At 55.5% G+C, this 18783-nt stretch carries 21 protein-coding genes; 2 read left to right on the forward strand and 19 right to left on the reverse strand.

The features are described 5' to 3' along the window. Positions 1-335: 335 nt before the first annotated feature. The 17 genes from NNN71_RS08915 to NNN71_RS08995 form a co-directional block, all read right to left on the reverse strand. Entirely contained in the window at positions 336-1436 is a 1101-nt protein-coding gene (locus NNN71_RS08915) for an alkene reductase (RefSeq protein ID WP_271458347.1), read from the reverse strand. Between the two features lie 15 nt (positions 1437-1451). Beyond that, complete coding sequence (locus NNN71_RS08920) at positions 1452-1664, reverse strand: DUF1471 domain-containing protein (RefSeq protein ID WP_167574777.1); 213 nt, start codon at positions 1662-1664, stop codon at positions 1452-1454. A 134-nt stretch (positions 1665-1798) separates the two neighbouring features. Next, positions 1799-2314, reverse strand: a complete 516-nt coding sequence (locus NNN71_RS08925; RefSeq protein ID WP_271458348.1) for a protein disulfide oxidoreductase — start codon at positions 2312-2314, stop codon at positions 1799-1801. Positions 2315-2360: 46 nt separating this feature from the next. Continuing rightward, entirely contained in the window at positions 2361-3944 is a 1584-nt protein-coding gene (locus tag NNN71_RS08930; protein WP_271458349.1) for an EAL domain-containing protein, read from the reverse strand. A 30-nt stretch (positions 3945-3974) separates the two neighbouring features. Continuing rightward, entirely contained in the window at positions 3975-4766 is a 792-nt protein-coding gene (locus tag NNN71_RS08935) for an EAL domain-containing protein (protein ID WP_271458350.1), read from the reverse strand. A gap of 70 nt (positions 4767-4836) precedes the next feature. Then, positions 4837-5502, reverse strand: coding sequence for a hypothetical protein (locus tag NNN71_RS08940; RefSeq protein ID WP_271458351.1), 666 nt, complete (start codon positions 5500-5502; stop codon positions 4837-4839). Further along, entirely contained in the window at positions 5495-6529 is a 1035-nt protein-coding gene (gene parM, locus NNN71_RS08945) for a plasmid segregation protein ParM domain-containing protein (RefSeq protein ID WP_249023273.1), read from the reverse strand. The genes NNN71_RS08940 and parM overlap by 8 nt, the downstream gene beginning before the upstream one ends. A 55-nt stretch (positions 6530-6584) precedes the next feature. Beyond that, positions 6585-7379, reverse strand: coding sequence for a C40 family peptidase (locus NNN71_RS08950; RefSeq protein ID WP_223882135.1), 795 nt, complete (start codon positions 7377-7379; stop codon positions 6585-6587). A 13-nt stretch (positions 7380-7392) separates the two neighbouring features. Continuing rightward, the gene (gene lafU, locus NNN71_RS08955; RefSeq protein ID WP_271458352.1) at positions 7393-8322 is read right to left on the reverse strand and encodes a putative lateral flagellar export/assembly protein LafU; all 930 of its coding nucleotides are present in this window, start codon (positions 8320-8322) and stop codon (positions 7393-7395) included. Then, positions 8322-9185 carry a flagellar motor stator protein MotA gene (gene motA, locus NNN71_RS08960; protein ID WP_271458353.1) on the reverse strand — a complete coding sequence of 288 codons (864 nt, stop codon included), beginning with the start codon at positions 9183-9185 and terminating at the stop codon, positions 8322-8324. Before motA ends, lafU begins: the two co-directional genes overlap by 1 nt. Positions 9186-9192: 7 nt before the next feature. After that, complete coding sequence (locus NNN71_RS08965; RefSeq protein ID WP_191091017.1) at positions 9193-9894, reverse strand: FliA/WhiG family RNA polymerase sigma factor; 702 nt, start codon at positions 9892-9894, stop codon at positions 9193-9195. Between the two features lie 13 nt (positions 9895-9907). Further along, on the reverse strand, positions 9908-10378 hold the full coding sequence (locus NNN71_RS08970) for a flagellar basal body-associated FliL family protein (protein ID WP_167574768.1): 471 nt from the start codon (positions 10376-10378) through the stop codon (positions 9908-9910). A gap of 13 nt (positions 10379-10391) precedes the next feature. Then, the gene (locus NNN71_RS08975) at positions 10392-11444 is read right to left on the reverse strand and encodes a flagellar hook-length control protein FliK (protein ID WP_271458354.1); all 1053 of its coding nucleotides are present in this window, start codon (positions 11442-11444) and stop codon (positions 10392-10394) included. After that, positions 11444-11749 carry a hypothetical protein gene (locus NNN71_RS08980; protein WP_182068728.1) on the reverse strand — a complete coding sequence of 102 codons (306 nt, stop codon included), beginning with the start codon at positions 11747-11749 and terminating at the stop codon, positions 11444-11446. Before NNN71_RS08980 ends, NNN71_RS08975 begins: the two co-directional genes overlap by 1 nt. Then, positions 11746-12138, reverse strand: coding sequence for a flagellar export chaperone FliS (gene fliS / locus NNN71_RS08985; RefSeq protein ID WP_167574765.1), 393 nt, complete (start codon positions 12136-12138; stop codon positions 11746-11748). The genes NNN71_RS08980 and fliS overlap by 4 nt, the downstream gene beginning before the upstream one ends. 23 nt (positions 12139-12161) lie before the next feature. Beyond that, on the reverse strand, positions 12162-13490 hold the full coding sequence (gene fliD / locus NNN71_RS08990) for a flagellar filament capping protein FliD (protein ID WP_182068727.1): 1329 nt from the start codon (positions 13488-13490) through the stop codon (positions 12162-12164). 203 nt (positions 13491-13693) lie between these two features. Next, positions 13694-14527, reverse strand: a complete 834-nt coding sequence (locus NNN71_RS08995; RefSeq protein ID WP_223803667.1) for a flagellin N-terminal helical domain-containing protein — start codon at positions 14525-14527, stop codon at positions 13694-13696. An 868-nt stretch (positions 14528-15395) separates the two neighbouring features. Between NNN71_RS08995 and NNN71_RS09000 the strand changes: the two genes are divergently transcribed. Next, positions 15396-16334, forward strand: a complete 939-nt coding sequence (locus NNN71_RS09000; protein WP_182068726.1) for a winged helix-turn-helix domain-containing protein — start codon at positions 15396-15398, stop codon at positions 16332-16334. Next, positions 16306-16779: a hypothetical protein gene (locus tag NNN71_RS09005; RefSeq protein ID WP_167574761.1), complete on the forward strand. Its 474-nt coding sequence runs from the start codon at positions 16306-16308 to the stop codon at positions 16777-16779. The genes NNN71_RS09000 and NNN71_RS09005 overlap by 29 nt, the downstream gene beginning before the upstream one ends. 68 nt (positions 16780-16847) lie before the next feature. Here the strand turns inward: NNN71_RS09005 and NNN71_RS09010 are convergent, their stop codons facing one another. Both NNN71_RS09010 and flgL read right to left on the reverse strand, forming a co-directional pair. Beyond that, positions 16848-17858, reverse strand: a complete 1011-nt coding sequence (locus NNN71_RS09010; RefSeq protein ID WP_271458355.1) for a hypothetical protein — start codon at positions 17856-17858, stop codon at positions 16848-16850. A gap of 6 nt (positions 17859-17864) precedes the next feature. Continuing rightward, positions 17865-18776, reverse strand: a complete 912-nt coding sequence (flgL, locus tag NNN71_RS09015; RefSeq protein WP_167574759.1) for a flagellar hook-associated protein FlgL — start codon at positions 18774-18776, stop codon at positions 17865-17867. Positions 18777-18783 lie beyond the last annotated feature (7 nt).

Raw genomic sequence — 18783 nt, forward strand, 5'->3', positions numbered from 1 at the left:
GGCAATTCATTCTGGTTCATATTTATTTTTAATTATTTGCTGTGATAAGAAAATTATTGCCGGAACGCTTCAAACCTATCCGTAACGGCGCAAAAAAACGCCGCAAGTGTATCAGGGAGAGTACATTAAATAAACCCTCGTAACCCGCTCCCCCCTGGTATTAGTACTTCCTTATCAATATCCAGCACCAAGGCTCAGATATCCCCATTCGCTGCGGCCAGAATAACTGGCCGGGCATCGATAAAACCAGCTAATGGACGAATGGGCCGCGCTGATCGATACGGCGCGGGCACCGGATGTTTACGATAATCTGCCAGAGTGGTACAGATTTACCCTCACCCCGCCATCGGATAATCCACATACCCCGCCTTACCGCCGCCAAAGAACTGCTCTTTCACCGGCGCATTCAGCGGCAAATCATGTTCCAGACGATACGGCAGATCCGGGTTAGCGATAAACGGACGGCCAAAACCAATCAAGTCCGCCCAGCCTTTGGTCAGCGCCTCTTCCGCACGCGCTTTGGTGTATTTACCGGAGTAAATCAGCGTGCCGTGGAAGATAATACGCAGCGCTTCTTTAAAGGCCGCAGGCATCACCGGCGCATCTTCCCAGTCGGCTTCAGCGATATGGATATAGGCAATACCCAGTTCATTCAGCACGCTGGCCGCCGCCAGATAGGTGGCTTCCGGCGTGTCATCGCGCGACCCCATCAGCGTGGTCAGCGGCGCCAGGCGAATCCCGACACGCTCTTTCCCAATCGCCTCAGACACCGCAGTCACCACCTCTTTCATAAAGCGCAGGCGATTTTGCAGCGATCCGCCGTATTCGTCGTCGCGCAGGTTGGCCTGTGAATCAATAAACTGGTTGATCAGATAGCCGTTGGCGCCGTGCAGCTCAATGCCGTCGAAACCGGCGGCAATGGCGTTGCGCGCGGCCTGGGCATAGTCGTTAACGATAGCCGGGATCTCATCGGTGCGCAGCGCGCGCGGCATATCATGCTGCACCATCGCGCCAACGCCGCTCTCCGGGCCGCGGCCTTCGACGTCCACAAACACCTTCACGCCTTCGGCCTGAATGGCGGAAGAGGAGACCGGCTGCGCGCCGTTCGGCTGCAATACCGTGTGGGAAACCCGGCCCACGTGCCAGAGCTGGGCGAAGATTTTACCGCCCGCCTGATGCACCGCGGAGGTCACTTTTTTCCAGCCCGCTATCTGCGCCTCGGAATACATGCCTGGCGTCCAGGCGTAACCTTGCCCCTGCTGGCTGATCTGGGTGCCTTCGCTGATGATCAGCCCGGCACTGGCCCGCTGTGCATAGTACTCAGCCATCATATCGGTCGCGACGTCACCGGCACCGGCGCGAGAGCGGGTCATCGGCGGCATCACGATACGGTTAGCCAGCGGCAGCGTATTCAGAGCATATTTATCGAATAACATACTGTTTTCCCCCTCTTATTTGTACAGTTCGGCGCTCATGGTCACGGTATTGCCCATGCGTGCGCTGGTGATTTTGTAGTCAGAGGCGTTCATCTCTTTGGCCTTCTGGGCAATCGCCGCTTCGGCGGTGTCCAGCGTCGAGCCGGTCGCCGTCACGCTTTGCGCCGTGGCGCTAAAGGCAGCAACAGAGAGAAGGGAAGCAGCAAAAATAGCGGTAAGGTTTTTCATGGTCGTATCCTGTTCGGTTTAAGGCGTTACGCTCGGTAACGTGATGCGATGAAGGATACGGCCGCAGACTCATTACATAAATGGTATAAATCGCAATAGACTATTATCAATAAAGCAATAATACCCGGACTCGTTTATCGGCTTGCCCACAGGCGCGCTTTCATGCCCCAGTAGCTGGTCCAGCCGGTGGTGACCGAGACCAGCTGCCCTTGAGAGACGATAACGATCGTCGGCGTGACGCTCACCTGCCAGCGCTGCGCAAGCTCGCCGCGCGCGTCGTTGACCACCGGCATGGTGAGCTGCTTTTTCTGCATCCACTGCGCCAGCCGGGTATCGTCGCCGGAACGCAGCGCGATGCTCACCACGTTTTCCCCCTGCGCCGCCAGTTTCTCTACCGATGGCGTGGTGTAACGGCACACGCTGCACCAGGTCGCCCAGACGTAGATCAGCAATGGCCGCGTGTCGCTAAGCGCGGCCAGGTCGATGTTTTGTCCATCCAGGGTCTGTACGGCCATGCCGGAAAAGGAGTCCGGAAGCGTCGGGCTGCGAAAACGGTCAACGCCCCACATCAGTACCGCGGCCAGCACCAGCAGGACGACTATCTCGCGTAGCCAGCGGTACACGCGGCGGCGTTGGAAAAATTCGCTCATGATCACCTCGTAAGAATACGCGGTTTATCTTAGCGGGACACCTGGACTAGTGCTGTAAAGAAGTGTCTTTCGGCAACGGCGGCATTTTCAGGTGCTGCGTCATGACATCGTGACGAAAATAGTCGATAAATGCGGCGAAAGGGAGAGGTTTTGAATAAAAGTATCCCTGGAAAAAGTCGATCTCATTTTCCTGTAGCCAGGCCACCTGATAGTCGTGTTCTACCCCCTCGGCAACCGTCTGAATGCCCATCTGCCTCGCCATATCGATTACACAGTTAATGAGCGGCGTAGAGGCATCAGGAGAAATCTGGTTGATGAACATACGATCAATCTTAATGCTGTCCGGGCTCAGGCTGGCTATCCACGACAGGTTGGAGAAGCCGGTGCCAAAATCATCCAACGAAATAGCAATGCCGCTATCACGAATCACCTTGATTTTATTGAGAATATCATCATTGAAGTTGATCTGTTCGTTCTCGGTAAATTCGAAGGTCAGATGCAGATGCAGCCGTTTAAAACGGGCGGCAAATTCGCTGGTAAAGGCGTTGAAATCTTCCGCAACCAGGTGCGCGTGGCTGATGTTGACGTTGAAGGTGAAACCGTCCGGTAGCACACAGTCCGGCCGCTGGCAGTCGGCAAGCACGCGTTTGAGCAGGTTCTCCGTCATCAGGCCGATCGTGTTCGTTTTCTCCGCCACCGGGATAAAAATATCCGGCGGTACGAAACCAATCTCCGGATGTTCCCAGCGGGCGAGGATTTCCGCGCCGATCACCCGGTTGCTATGGGCGCAAATAATCGGCTGATAGTAGGGCGTAATACGGTCCTGATGCACCGCATTCACCAGATGTTGATAGAGCGAGCGACGACGCGTCAGCAATGACCAGGCCAGCGTCGTTAGCAGCAGCGGCGGGACAAGGATAACTAGGATATACAGCCAGGAGCCCAGAATCTCCTGCCAGATATCAGCGGTATCCGGCGAGCGCCAGGCCAGCGTATACAGTCCACCAGGCTGGCGTTGCGGGTAGTCTTGCGCGCCAAGTTTCGCCTGCTCACCGACCAGAATACCGTTCTGTGTCAGCAGTTTGTTATTCACCAGCAGCGCGAAACGTTCATCGCGGTTGCTGTTGCCCATGATGCCCCACAGGTAGCGCAGGTCAGCCGACACCACGATGCCGCCGTTAGCCAGGCGCTGGTAGAGAGAAAAGACCGGAATGCCCGCTGACGCCACGGAATCATCAATTTTCACGCCCTGCGCGCTAAAGCCGCTCAGATCGACCCGCGCGCCCTGGTTAGCCAGCAGTGAGGAGCAGGTGATGCGATCGCCATCCAGCAGGTTAATGACCAGCATGCGCATTTCGCGCGTCGGCAACGCGTTCAGGCGGCTTTCCAACTGGCGGTTACAGGTTTTTCCCACCCAGCCCTGCGCCTCGCGTGCGACGCGCCGCGTCTCGTCCAGCAGGTTTTCCACCGCATTGCGAATGGGTATCGCCTGATGAGCCAGCTGAACATTCAGCTGTCGCTGCGCGATGTAGAACGTGAGCCAGAGCGCCAGCACGACCGAACCTAAAAAAACCAGACCGACCAGCGCATAGTTTTTGCGATCGGCTTTACTGGCGTATTTTTTGTACATTGCTCATTTATTCCATCTGGCAGGGCGCACTTACCGATGCGCGTGAGACGCTCGCGTTTGCGCCTGTTGGTGCTGCATGTATTCACGCTGGAAACTCTCTTTGCTGATCGGTCGGGAAAACAGATAGCCCTGTCCGAACTTCACGCCCTGTTTCAGCATGTTGGAAGTTTGCGTATAGTTTTCAACACCTTCAATGATGACATCGATGTCGTGCTGGGCAATCAGCTGGAGGATCTGCTCGGTTTCGTCCTGCTGGCCGCACGCGAGACAGCTGCGATCGAGCTTGATGTAATCCGGAATCCAGTAGGCCAGCCGCTCCTGTAGCGCCGCCAGCGTGCCGATACCATCCCAGGCGATATTGATGCCGTCATCCTGTAACGTCTGGAGGTTCTGCCGAGCGACTTCAGTGAGCGCAACCTGTCCGGAGGTAATTTCAAATACCAACTGCGCCGCCCGCAGATGCCGCGTCTCCACAATCCCCAGCGCATGGTAGGCAAACTCCGGATCGTTCAGCTGCACGGCGGAAATATTCAGCGTGTACATGAATTCTTCCTGGTCATCGGCCCGCTTTTGCGCAATAAACGACAGCGATTTTTCCATCACGTAGTAGCCCATATCCACGATGGTGCCATTCGCTTCAAGGTGCTGGATAAACTCGACCGGCGGGACAACGTTACGCCGATGGGTGCCTCGCACCAGCACTTCACCGCCAATACAGGCAAAACGGGATAAATCGAAGATAGGCTGAATAACGAAATCGATACCTACATCGAATTTAGCGTTCTCTACGCAACGAACAACATAATGCGCACTTTTGTCCATACCAGCCTCATCTCTCATTATTGTGCGGAAAAAGCGACGTGCAGCGGCGGCAACTTAAACCGCCCGTCATTTAAAAAATGCCTTTCTGGCGGATCTGCTTCATTTTTTGCGCGGGTGCGCCAAGGGTGCTCAGGTCGACCTCTTCCGCCGCACCGTTTTTACTGCCTTCGGCAGCAGGCGAAGCAGCGCGGCCAGACAGCCTTAATTGTTGCAGCAGCAGGTTTTGCTGATTAAGCAAGGTTTTCAACTGCGCGACTTCGCTGCGCAGCTGGCTCAGTTCCTCGCGTGCACCGTCGTCCGGCGCGGCGGGCGCGGGTTGGCGCTGGAGCGCTTCGGACATCAGCGCGCGCATCTGGCGCAACTGTTGCTTGCTAAAATCCGCGCTTGGCGCAACTTGCTCGGCCGCAGGCGCCACCGTCGGGCTGGCCGACACGGGCAGCAGCGAGGCCGCGGACAGCTCGCTGCACAGCGCATCCAGCGTCAGCTTTTCCCGGCCCATTGACTCGGCAACATGGCTACACAACTGCGGGTTCAGCAACTGAAGTTGCAGCCCGGCCAGGTAAACGTTGCGGTGGAAGCGGCGCATTTCCATATTGGCATCGCCAGAGTTGCTGCCCGCCTGGCTCAGCTCCTGATGCCACTTCTTAAGTTGCAGCATCGCGCGCAGGTCCGCGCGCGAGTGTTCCGGCGACAAATGCAGCGAGAGATTAACGCGGCGAATGTGCCTGTTACTCATCGTCACCCACCTCGGCCATATGCGGCGCGGCGACGGTTTCGACGCTGGAGTCCGCATGGTACAGGCAGATTTCGCGCGACAGCGCGCTCTGTGGGTTATCGATGGTGATCACGCGGTCGCCCAGCGTGGCGTAGGTTTCACGTACCGCTTTCTCAATCAGGTGCGCGCCGCCGCCAACCAGGTAAACGCGGTTGGGGTTTTTGGCAAATTTCTTCGCTTCGTAGGCCACCTGGTCACCGAGTTCCTGAATTTTAATCTCAATACGCTCAAGGATTTCCGCAATGCGCGATTCGTCGTTAATGACGCTTTTCACAAACTCCATATCGTGACGGCGCTTGATAAGCTCGTTCGCCACCAGGTAGCTGGAGTCGCTGTCAGCCGCCGCCAGCAGCTTACGGGTGGCATCGGTGACCATCGCCACGCCGATTTCGTTGTTGCCATAAATCGCGGAGACATCATCAAATTCACCGACGATCACTCCCATATCCAGCGTGGTACCGCCGCAGTCGACCACCAGCGATTTCGTGAACTCGGTGACGTTGGAGTTCAGCAGATGAGACAGCGCCGCCGGCAGGCTTTCCGGCATCACCTGGACATCCACAATACGGAACAGCTCGCCCTTGTTGAGGGAGATATCGCGCATCAGATTGCGGCGCTTCGCTTCGATACGGCTTTCGTTACGCTGGCAGTCGTCCGGGTTGTAGTACTGGGTGATTGGCAGCGTCACGATCACTTCAACATCGCACGGCGTCATGCCGGTCTGCAGCAGCGCGTGATGCACCGCCAGCAGGTTGAGATCGTCATACTGATAGTCGATGTGCGTGGTGGATAACGCTTTGTCTGAGGTCGCATCGTAGGTGTATTTGGTGGTGCCGATGGTGTAGTTGTACACCGACTGTCCGCGCAGCAGCGCCGCGCTTTTCCAGTCCTTACGGAAGGAGTTCGGCGAGACCACGGTCTTCAGCGTGCCGTTCTCAATCCAGCTAATTTTTACGTTGGTCGAGCCATCATCAATGGCGAATTTCATACGGGTCATGGTCACGTTCTCAATACTAAAGGTGTTTTAACAGCGTCACGCCGGCCTACAGGACGCGGCGTGCGCCAAGGTAATGTGATTGCCAGAAATCATCGGATAACCGGCTGATACGAATCTTTAACCCGGTACGCGGGGCTTCAATAAAGCGCCCATCGCCCAGGTATACGCCAACGTGATCCGCGCCGGGACGCTGGTTAATGTTGAAAAAGACCAGGTCGCCCTGCTTCAGGCTGTTCTGGCGAATCGACTTCAGGCCGTTATCCCGATACATGCCGTTGGCGGTGCGCGGTAGCTTGCGGTCCAGCACATGATTGAAGGCGTAGAACACCAGCCCGCTACAGTCGAAGCCGTCGGTCGGGCTGTTGCCACCCCACAGATAAGGCTTCCCGAGTTGGCTTTCCAGCCGATGGATCACCGTACGCAGCTTCGCGGTGTTCTTCGGTGCCCGACGTTTCGCCGCGACCGCCCCGTCCTGGACTTCATCCCACAGCGCTTCTGAACCGCCCAGCGTTCCAGGCTGCCAGCGGGTGTGCATCGCCAGAATTTCACGGTTTTTCGCCCGTTCGGCCTGCTGATTCGCCAGTTCACGGCGTTTTTGCTCCGGCGTGGGCGGAACCACAACGGCGCGTTTCTTCGCTTTCGCCATCAGGCGGGCGCGGTTCTGTTTGCGCTTTTGCGCTTCACTGTCGGTTTTGGCCGCTGGCGCTTTCACCGGCTGCGGCTTTGCGCTGACGAACCCTGCGGACATCAGCAGCATCAAAAAGAGGAAAAAAAAGAGTACCTGACGGGCAAAGGCGGCCCGAACAGGTACAAAAGGGATGGTAAAAATAAAACTCTTCACAACGTTAATCAGGCTATGGGTTTTGAGTGAGCTTGTCGGCTAACGGCTTGATCACCTTCTCGCCGTGCTGGCCAAAGAATTGATACAGCGATTCACTGGCCGAGTGCGTCAGCACCATGATTTCGATGCGGCGGTTAGCCGAACTGAGCGGATGTTCCGGGTCCAGCAGCATCTGGTCGGCCATGCCGCTTACCTGCAAAATTTTGCCGGGTTCAAGGCCGCTGCGGGTCAGTACCGATCGCGCCTGCATCGCTCGTTCGCCGGAGAGGTTCCAGTTGTTGTAGAGCACCTGGTCGCGGAAACGGGTGGCGTCGGTATGCCCGGTAATAATGATTTTGTTGTCTATCTTGTTCAGTTCGGGGGCAAATTCGGTCAGCAGGCGTTTAAAGAACGGCGTCAGGATGGCGCTGCTGCGCTGGAACATTTCACGCTTCTGATCGTCAGTCACCAGGATGCGCAGCCCCTGCGGCACAATCTCCATTTTCAGGTTGGCCTGCGCGTCGTAGGCCGAGGTGATTTTCATAATGATGCGCGCGAGATCTTCAATCTCATTTTTGGAACGCGCGTTCACGTCACCGAGGCTTTCAGTGCCCTTAAGCTGCTTCGCCAACTCGGCGTCTTTCTTCGCCTGCTCTTTGAGCAGCTCTTTTTGCTTCGCGTGACGGGTATCGAGCAGCGCGATCTGCCCGCCGTTCCCCTCTTTTTGGGTCACCGGCGTGATATTGTTGCCCTCAAAAATCGACTCGCCGTTGAGCAGCGAAACGATCTCTTTACGCTCTTCTTCCGTCACCGCGCCCATAATCCACAGCACCATAAACAGCGCCATCATCGCCAGCGTAAAGTCGGCAAATGCGACCTTCCACGCGCCGCCATGAAAGGCATCATGGCTCTTGCGCGAGGAACGTTTGATGATGGTGGTATGTTCTTTGTTGCGGCTACGCATCAGGCTTCACCAATCATCTGGTTCACCCAACCGTCGAGTGTGGCGAAGGTCGGCTTGGTGTCCATCGGCAGCATCTTACGGCCCGCATCCACCGCCAGCAGCGTCGGCTTCCCGGCAACGTGGTTGACCAGCACGGTACGCACGCACTCCAGCACCGCCAGCTGTTTCTTGGTGCGCTGTTCCATGGCGTTCGCCACCGGGTCCATTAAGCAGTAACAGAAGAAGACGCCGAGGAAGGTACCAACCAGCGCGGCGGCAACCTTCACGCCGATCACCGCGATAGAGCCGTCGATCGACTGCATGGTGATGATGATCCCCAGTACCGCCGCACAGATCCCGAAGCCCGGCATCGCTTCTGCGGTACGCTGCAACGAACGCGACGGCTGCAGCAGGTTCTCTTCCATCGCCACCAGCTCCTGCTCGAGGATGCCTTCCAGCTCGTGTTCGTTGATCTTACCCATCGCCATCAGGCGGAAGTTATCGGAGATAAACGTCACCAGCGCTTTGTCACGCAGCATCAGCGGGTATTTCTGGAACAGCGGGCTGTTTTCTGGTGCTTCAATGTGCTCATCCAGCACCTTCAGGCCGCCGTCCTGCACCAGTTCCAGCAGTTCGTACAGCAGCATCAGTAGCTGACGCTGGTACTCGTTGGTGTATTCGTTTTTGCGCATAATGCCGCGGAACTGGCGGTACATTTCCGCCAGTACGGCGCGAGGGTTAGCGAGGACCATAGCCCCCATACCGGCACCCAGAATGATAATAATTTCACCCGGTTGCCAGAACGACGCGAGGTGGCCGCCGGACATAAGAAAGCCGCCAACCACGCATCCCATGATGATTACGATACCGAAGAATTTCTGCATAAACCTTTCACTTCTGGAAAAAAGACTGAATTTTTTGGGCGATTTTTTTATTGAGCTGGCAGACCCTGGCCTCGGTTAAATCAAGGACGAGGGCAATCTCTTTCAGACTCATTTCATGCTGGTAATAAAGCGTCAGGATCAGCTGTTCACGCTCATCAAGCGCTGCCAGCGCGCTGCGTAGCGTCCGGCTGACGACGACTTCGTCTTCCAGCGGTCGGCTATCCAGCGCCCCGGCGTGAACGTCATTCCCTAACAGCTCATCCAGGCTCTCTATCGTTTTGGCGCAATCCAGCAATAAATATTCCTGGTACTCTTCCGCCGTGATCGACAGGTGGCGGTTAATATCCTCGAAGCTGGGCGTCCGCCCGAGTTGGCGCGCAATTTCGCGGATACCGTCATTCAGTTTGTGGGTCTTCTGCCGCAGGCGGCGAGGACGCCAGTCCAGCAGGCGCAGTTCGTCCAGCACCGCGCCGCGAATACGCTGTACGGCGTAGGCGGCAAACTGCTCGTCCGGGTGCCCGTAGCGGCGCAGCGAGGTGAGCAGACCCATCAGGGCAATCTGCTCCATATCTTCGCGGTCGATGACGCTGCTGGTCTGGTATGAGAGCTGTTTAACCACCCGATTCACCAGCGGCAGATACGCACTGACATAGCGCGCCTCGTCTGCCGGCGTCAGGGTGTCACTCGCAATAAAGTCCATCATTTCCATTGCGGCGTATCTATCACTGGAAGACCATTTTGCTGATGATGACGTCGTCAAACGGCACGTCCATCTTCAGGCTGCTAAAGCGCGCCGCGTAAGCGGCCTGCAGCTTGTCGTGCAGGACGTTAACGCTCATGCCGCGCACTTCGTCATAGTCCAGATCGGAGAGCAGGCTCACCGTCGCACCGCGCACCGCCGGGATCATGTCCTGCGCTTTACGGGTATTTTCCGGGCCGTTGGTCGCCAGGTTCAGCTCCAGCAGCAGATAGCGCTCGGATTGCCCTTTGCCTTTCAGGGTGATCACCACGTTTTTAATTTCCACGAACTCCACGGACCCTTTATCAGAGCTGGAGAACATACCCGACAGGAAGCTACTGCCAGTGGCTTCATCCATGCGCAGCAGATGCGTGCCAACTACCGTCATGCCTGCCGCCAGCATGGCGGTGACGAGCGCGATAATGAGACCGAAAGAGAGAGTTTTTGCGTTCATATTTTTCTTTGTCTTAAACCGTCATGAGTACCGAGTCATCGCTGCGGGAATCCTGGGTAGCCGATACGTTGGCTGCCAGCTCCGCGCCCGCCTGAATGGCGTTGTGCTGCTCGGCGAAATGTTGACCTCTGCCCTGCTGCTGCCCCCCTGATTGGGAAGACACCTGCACGTTCACCTGCACGAAGTTTTGCTCTGTCAGGCTCTGGCGAAGGTCGTTACTGGTCTGCTGTAGCGCACGATAAACTTCGGCGTGGCTGGCGTTGATCTGTACCTGTACGCGGCCATTGTCGACCTGCATCGAGATATCGATTTTGCCCATATCCGGCGGATCGAGACGGATAGTGGCGTGCTGGATCTGCTGCTTCACCTGCACCTGCAAACGATCGCCAAGTGCGCTTTGCAACTGCTCGCTCCAGCGGGAAGGCTCAGGATCCATCTTCAGCGTGGTGGTGACCGGCGAAGCGGTGGAGGCGGTTGCCGGAGAAATGCTGTTGCTGCTGTCTAACGGTTGCCCAGGCATCGCGGCGACCGGCGTCATCGCCGTCATCAGGATCGGCGAAACCGGCTGAGCGCTCGGCAGGACGCTGCTCGCCGTCTCCGTAGTGGCAAGATTCGGCGCAGCCATCGTCTGCTGTTGCAGCGATGGCGCAAGGCCCATCGTCAACGCCTGCGGCGCCATCAATGTCTGCGCATTCGCCATCAGCGCATCGTCGACGGGCTGTGCCACGTTGACATAGCTGGAGGTCTGCACTGGCATCTGACTGGTCATCAACAGCGTTTCGAGCAGTTGCTGCTGAGAGTCGTCTTTCAACAACGCGCCGCTCAACTGCTGCGGATCAGCATCGTCGTCTTTGTCATCGATGGAGACCGGATGCGCGCTCACGGCCAGCGAGCTCGGGAGCGTTTGCCCGGTCATCATCGAGTCAATGACGTTAAGCAATGCGTCGCTGAAAGCGGTTGGTGTTTGCGCGGCACCGTTTTGCCCCATCTGCCCGGCGATAGATTCGGCCTGCATCGGCAGGCCGGATCCGCTCAACGCGCCCTGTGAAAGGTTCAGAATATCCATCAGCGCATCCCCTCATCGTCCATAAACTGGGCGTAAGCTGTTGCGCCTTCGCGGTTACGCGCCACCAGGCTCATTTTGGCGGCCAGCATATCGCTCTGGCCCTGGCAGTAATCGCGCGCCTGCTGGTGCACCTTCTTCAGCGCATCCAATGCCTGGCGTTCCGCAGCATCCAGATTTTTGCCCTGGATGGCCGCCAGCAGTTCGGCGATTTTGGCATCGACGTTAACGACGGAAGGCCAGTTGTGGTCTTCCGTCGCCTGACGTAGCGCCTGAGTCAGCGTCTGAATCGCATGTAACATACTCATGCCGCCTGACCCATTTTTTCCCAGCCGTCCTGCAGGTTGCCGAGGATCGCTTCCACTTCTTCGATCTGCTCGATGGAGAGGTTATTGCTGGCGTCGTACAGACGATAAACGCAGTAGTCGTAAAGATTCGCCAGGCTCAGCGCCAACTCGCCGCCTTTGTCAAAATCAAGCGAGCTGGTCAGCGCATTGAGGATATCGATGCACTTGTTGATGCTCTGCGCCTTACGCTCATAGCGACGCGCCGCAATGTGGCTTTTGGCGCGTACCAGCTCATCCATCATGCCGCGGAACAGCATCAGCACCAGCTGGTGCGGGTTGGCTGCCGCCGCCTGAATCGCCAGATCGGATTGTTGATACAGGCCGTAGCCTTCCTGCTCATTACCGTACATTGAGGATGGGTTCCCTTAGAAAATTAGCTAAACAAACTCGTGGTGTTATTCATCTGCGTCATGAGCGACTGCAACTGCGTAAACTGCTTGAGGTAGCGGTTGTACGAAGACTCATAGCGCGTTTCCATTTTTGCGGTTTTGTTGTCGATATCAGTCTGCTGACGGTCGAGGGTATCCTGACGCCCTTTCAGCAAGCCGGTAGTGGAGCTGAGGTATTTATCCAGCGTTTTATCCATCGCTTTAATCAGGCCGTCATTGCCGTTAAAGAACTGCGCCACGGTCTGCGGGTCGTTTTTCAGCTGCTCTTCCAGCTTGTCGGCATCGAAGGAGAATTTGCCGTCTTTGTCGGCGGTGATGCCGAACTTGCTCATGTTCTGATCGCCAAAGGTGCCGCGCAGCATGCTGCTGAGTTCGGTGCCTAACGTCGAAATACTGGCATCGCCGGCAAAAGCGCCGCGGTCAGTGCTGGAACTGCCGGTCGCGGTCAGGCCAGAAATGGTGTCGCGCAGGGTGTTGTAGGCATCGAGGAACGCCTGGACCTGGTTCTTGGTTTCGGTGACGTCGGTATCAATAGAGATAACCAGTGGCTTACCCGTTTCGGTGGTGCTGGTCAGTTTAATGGAGACGCCGTCGACCAGGTCATCGAGGGTGTTGGAGCTGCTGTAGTATTTTTTATCGGAGTCACCCAGAGTAAAGATGGCATCTTTGCCGTCGGTAATAATTTCCGGCTTGTCGAACATCTCCGCACCGCTGGTCATCCCGCTGGTATCCATTTGAATGTCGTACTTCGCGCCGCTCTGATCGCTGTTAAAAATCAGCGTCACTTCCCCGTTGACGCGCATCAGCGAGGCGGTAATACCGTTCTGGCCGGTGGTGGCGGTGGTGGAGCTGGACGCGCTGGGGAAATCAGCCTTGTTCACCGCTGCGGCGAAATCAGAGAGGCTGTTGAGGCCATCCATGTTGATTTCGATCTCTTCGCCATCCAGGGTGATTTTGAGCGTACCGGTAGCGTCTTTAACGGACTGGTCTGTCATTCCCTCAAACGTCTTCTGCTGGGCGGTCGCCAGCTGGGTGACGTTCAGGCTGTAGGTCCCTTTACGCGCGCTGGCGCTGGCGGTGATGGTGGCGATGCCTTCCTGGTTCATGGTCGCGACGTTCTTCAACACGCTGGCGGAACTGGAGTTCAACGCCGTGATGGAGGTGCGGAAGGTGGTTAGCGCCGTGCGCAGCGAATCCAGCGCTTTAGTCTGCGCCTGTAACGTAGTGGTCTGCTTGGTGATCGAGTTTTGCAGCGCAAGAATGTCATAGCCTGCCAGCTGGGTGGCCAGTGTATTCGGGTCAAAATCAGACATAGTAGGTTCTCCAGGCACGCAAGCCACGATCGATATGCAATTGATTTAGCAACTATCGTGCCAACTTTTAAATTGTTATTTATCAATGAATTAAATAATGGCAGGAACAGGTATTTCCGCATTTTCCGGCAGGGGAAAGGAGGGGTCGGATACAAAAACACCGCCATACAGCGGTGTTTTTTCCTGCAATAATCCGTGAAGGATTAACCCAGCAGAGAGGTCACCATGCTGGACATGCTGTTGGAGGTTTTCAGCATGGACATACTGGTCTGTACCAGCAGCTGGTTACGGGTCATGGTAGACGCTTCGGTCGCGTAGTCAGCATCCTGGATGTTGCTCAGCGCCAGGTCGGTGTTGTCTTTCATGTTCGCGAGGTTAGCCGCAGTGTGGCCCAGACGGTTGATGTTCGCACCCAGAGCGGAACGCATGGAACCGACGTTAGCGATAGCCGCTTCCAGACCAGAGATGGTTGCCTGGGACTTATCGAAATCACTTACGTCGATTGACAGACCGCCAGATACGTCGATTTTAGCCAGCTGGCCGGAAACGTCGACCGCCAGTTTCTCATCGGTGGAAGAACCGATCTGGAAGTTCATGGTGTCAGCCAGTTTGCCGCTTGCACCAAACAGGTTGTCACCCGCATATTTGGTGTTGTTCATAATGTTGTTGAGTTCGCTTTTCAGCTCAGTCATTTCCGCACCGATCGCCGTACGATCGTCAGCGCTGTTGGTGTCGTTCGCTGCCTGGGTTGCCAGGTCTTTCATGCGGTACATAATGTTGCTTACTTCATCAAACGCGCCTTCCGCAGTCTGCAGCATCGCAGTCGCGTCAGAGATGTTACGCTGTGCAACGGTCATACCGTTGGTCTGGCCCTGCAGACGGGTAGCAATCTGCAGACCAGCCGCATCGTCAGCCGCGGAGTTAATGCGTTTACCGGTGCCCAGACGTTCCATCGCGGTGGACAGCAGGTTGTTGGATTTGTTCAGAGCATTGGTGGATGCCATGGAAGAAGCGCTAGTAAAGATAGAAAGAGACATAATGATTCCTTTTTTCGTCCTGGTGATTCAGATGTTGTAATAACTCAAGACGACACGGCGGGAACAAAGATTAAATCGATAAATATCAATCGCTCATTTTTTCACCAAAACAAATCNTAACCAATTGATTTCAAAGCCATTAAAAAATCCAAGAAATGAGATAACTCTTCCATTCATCCCTTATCTGTTGCGCAACTACCAGACTAAACCCATATTCAAGTTCGTTTTTTGCGCACCTGTAGCCTATTTTTGAAAATATCCCAATTTTATTTTCAGCCCTGACTTTTCTTTACATTCACCATATTTAATTAGTAACATTAATTCCTGGCATATTATATCTCAACCATCATTCGTATTTCCGCCATATAAAAACAAATCTGGTTTAAAGCGACACAATAAAATAAAAAATTAAATCCATTTTTTCTCCTTCCACCTCACATCCCGCAAATAATACTCACCAGCATTTAGATCACACCAATAACACATTTAATTCACCAAGAGATCACTTAATTAACATAAGTTTTATTTAACGATGGATGTTAACTTTCAGCAAAATCAGCCCCCTTTTAGCCGCCACTATTGCTAAAAAGCCTGTTGCGCATCACACTTTTATCGCGTAAAAAGGGCGCAGGAAAAAATGATTCCTTCCTGTTGAGGTGTATTACAGACAAAAACGTTTCCGTTGTTTCAACAAACTCACGCCTCTTACAGAAGAACATAACGTCCGCTTTTTAATTTCCCGCAGGCACGCGGCATTCATTAAGAATTCTAAATGGAGTTATCAACTCAATCAGATAATCGCTGAGATTTTCGGGTATCCGCGCGGTTGTCACGATATTACTGGGGTGGTTGAATCCATAACGCATAAATGAATAAACGCTATTGCTCCGTAAACAACTGGCTGGTTGACGTCACCTCAGGATCCATTCTCCATCTCACCACCGGGGAACGAAAACGCCTCGGGGAGTATCAGCTCAAGCTGCTGGATATCCTGGTGCAGGACGCGGGAAAAATCTTCACCCGCGAAGAGTTGACTAACCTGGTGTGGGAACGCCGGGTGATCGGCAATAACAGCCTGCCAAACGCTATCCACGCGCTGCGTACCGCGCTGGAAGATGATGGCAAAAACCAGAGAATTATTAAAACCATCCCGCGCAAAGGCTATCTGCTGGAGGCCGAATACTGCTGCGTGGTGGAAAAAGACGAGGATGAGGTCAGCGACCCGGAAGAAGATCGTGACGTCCAGGAAGACTATCTGCTCTCACCGCAGCCAGAGACTGACGCCATCACTGAAGTGGCCGAAAAAGCGGCCGATATTCAACCCGTAGCGGAAGCTGCGGTTGCCGCCGCGCCAAAACAGCGCCGCTCAGGCATGCTCGCATTTATGCTGGTCATCTTATTGACCGCCACCGCCACCGCAGGTGTCTGCTGGTATTTATTCGGCGGGCGCGCAGAGCATCTGGTTGCGCGTGAGGTCCAGCCCGGCGTCTACAGCAATATCCGCCTCTACACGGTAGAAGCGATGGGGGATCCGGCGTATATGTCCGCCAATCTTTACGGCAAGTTAAAAGACTCGCTGTATGCGCTGAACCAGCAGATCAAAATGCAATCTGCCACGATGAACGTGTACTTCCACACCAACAACTCGTCGTTGAACTACAGCTTTATGCTGAGCAACCAGTGCGACAAGAAGCAGCTGGCGATGGCAATTTACCACTGGCGTACCGATACGGTGCAGCTGAATAACGTAATCCTGCGAGAGACCCGGAGAAAGCTCAATGAACTGGCGACATGCAAAGCCAATTAATCTGCTGATCGCGCTGGTCGTCATACTGGCGCTGTTGGGCGGGCTGCTGGCGGCGAAGCTGATGCCGTCAGAATCGGCGTTGCCAACTGGCCCGGTGACGGGCGGCTTTCAGATGGGTTTTTACGATCTGATGTCGCAGCGTAAAGAGATTTACAACGTCAACCTGCACACCGTGCGCAACGTTCTGATGGCAAACATCACCAACCCTGACGACAACCGCTTTGTGCTGAAAGGGAAGTTTACCCCTACGCAGAAAAAGCAGGGACGGATTTACTTTAACCTGACGCCCATCTACTACAGCTCAGAGCAAAGAGGGTTGATGATTGAAGGGCTTGTGGATCAGTTGATGTACTCCAACTACTGGATGGAGCCGATCTCATTGAGCAACCAATCGCTGGTTGTCGGACAGAATGGTTCGATTTTCCTGTATCCAATGCCGAAATAGCGCCATCTGCCTGATGGCGCTGCGCTTATCAGGCCTACAATCGTAATGAACGCAGGCCTTTGCATTCATTAGCCCAGCAGGTTTTTCACCGTGCTCAGATGCACATTGGCCTGGGTCCCCAGCGCCTGTGAGAGCGCGCTATAGCTGCTGCCGCTGCGTGCCAGCGCTTCGCTCAAACCGCGCGAAGTCTCCAGCGCCTGCTGTGGACTATAGACTGTCGCCATATCGTTGATACGCGAACTGACTCGCTCCTGCTGCTGACGCAGCCTGCTGCGCTGGCTGGTGATGTGATCGAGAGTGGTTTGCAGCTTCATCTGCCCTTCTCGTTCCCGACGCGTCGACAGCGCCAGCACTTCATCACTGCTGGCGCTTTCCGCCTGCGGTGCCAGCAACGTGAAAGCGTCAGCGGGGTAATGCTGGCCTTCACCGCGTACGGTAAGCTGTTGGCTCACACGATCCCAGCGGCTTTCGTCGACGCTAAAGATCAGCTTTCCACCGCCCGCCTGCGCGGCGTGAATCCCTAAACGCCCTAAGCCGACGTTCAGCTTGAGCAGCGTCTGACGCGGCGTCGCCTCTTCCGGTAACACCACGGCCGCCATCTCGCGCTGACGACCGCCGAGCGAGAAGACCAGCGTTTCGCCTCCCGGCTGGCTCAGCAATTTCTCGCTGCCCGGCAGGGTAAAATTCACCGTACTTTTTTGTTCCAGCGACGCCGTCAGATGACGATCGACCGTCCCGCCGGAGAGCTGCGTGCGGCGCGCGAGATGCTTTTGCAGCGCCTGAGTTTGGGCGCTGGCATCACCGCCGCGAGTAGCGGACTGACGCAGCTGCAACAGCTGCGTTTCCGTCTTCGCCAGGTAGCTGTCGGCCTGCTGCACCGCGGTCAGCTGCTGATTGAGCTGCACGTTATAGCGCATCGGGCGCCGCGAAAGCAGCGCCGCTTCCGGAAACGCGCTGCGGTTGGTGACCGTATCAGGGGCGTTAACGCGCCCCACGGTCTGAGGAGCGCCAATGGTACCGCGCCCGGCGTTTGCCGGGGTGGAGGTGGTCAGAGAGCCTGTTTTTAAACCAACTTGCATAACCAATTACAACATACTGAAGAGATTGAGCTGACTGACCATACTGTAGGCCTTATTGGTGATCTGCATTGAGGTCATGTACAGCTGTAAATTGATGGTGGTGGTCGCGGAGTCTGCCGAGTTGAGGTCGGTTTCGACCAGCGAGTTCGACAGGCTCACGTCAGTGTGCGCATCATCAATCAGCGTCAGGCGATTCTGACGGCCACCGAGATCGGTAAACAGTGCGCCCAGGCTATCACTGGTGGTCTGGGTCATGTCGATCATCGCGGAGATGTCGTCCTGATAATCCGCATAGCTCAGATTCGGATCCTGCATCTTCTCGCTGAGTTCTTTCAGCTTGTTCAGCATATCAAGATCGTTGCCCGAACCAGAGAACGCCTGCGCGACATTGGTGTTTTCGGTAATCGACACGCCGTTGGCTACGATGGTTTCACGCGAGTTATCGTTACCGCCATACACGTACTGACCGTCCACCAGCTCGACCGCTTTGGTGTTGGTCTTAGTGCCAGAGAACAGATAGCTGCCGCTCTCGTTCTTACTGTTCATCGAGGCGACCAGCGAGTCCAGCATCGACCCCAGCTCCGCGCCGTAGCTCGCCAAATCTTTCTGGCTCAGGGTGCTGTTGTTGGCCAGCTTAAGTTTATCGCTCACCGCCAGCACCTGGTTGCTCATCGCCGTAATATGCGATTCCTGCACCGACAGCTTACCGCTCAGGCTGGTGATGTTGCTTTGGTACTGTTTAATTGCCGACTGTTCACGGTTCAGCTGTACCAGGCGGCTGGCCGTTACCGGATCGTCCGACGGCACGTTAACACGCTTTTGCGTCGACAGCTGTTCCATCAGCTTGGAAACGCGGCTGCTGTTGGCGCCAAGCTGCGCCAGCATCGCGTTTGAGTTATGAAGACCACTAATACGCATAGCTTAA

The organism is Kluyvera sp. Awk 3 (assembly GCF_028069715.1).
Taxonomy (GTDB): domain Bacteria; phylum Pseudomonadota; class Gammaproteobacteria; order Enterobacterales; family Enterobacteriaceae; genus Kluyvera; species Kluyvera georgiana_A.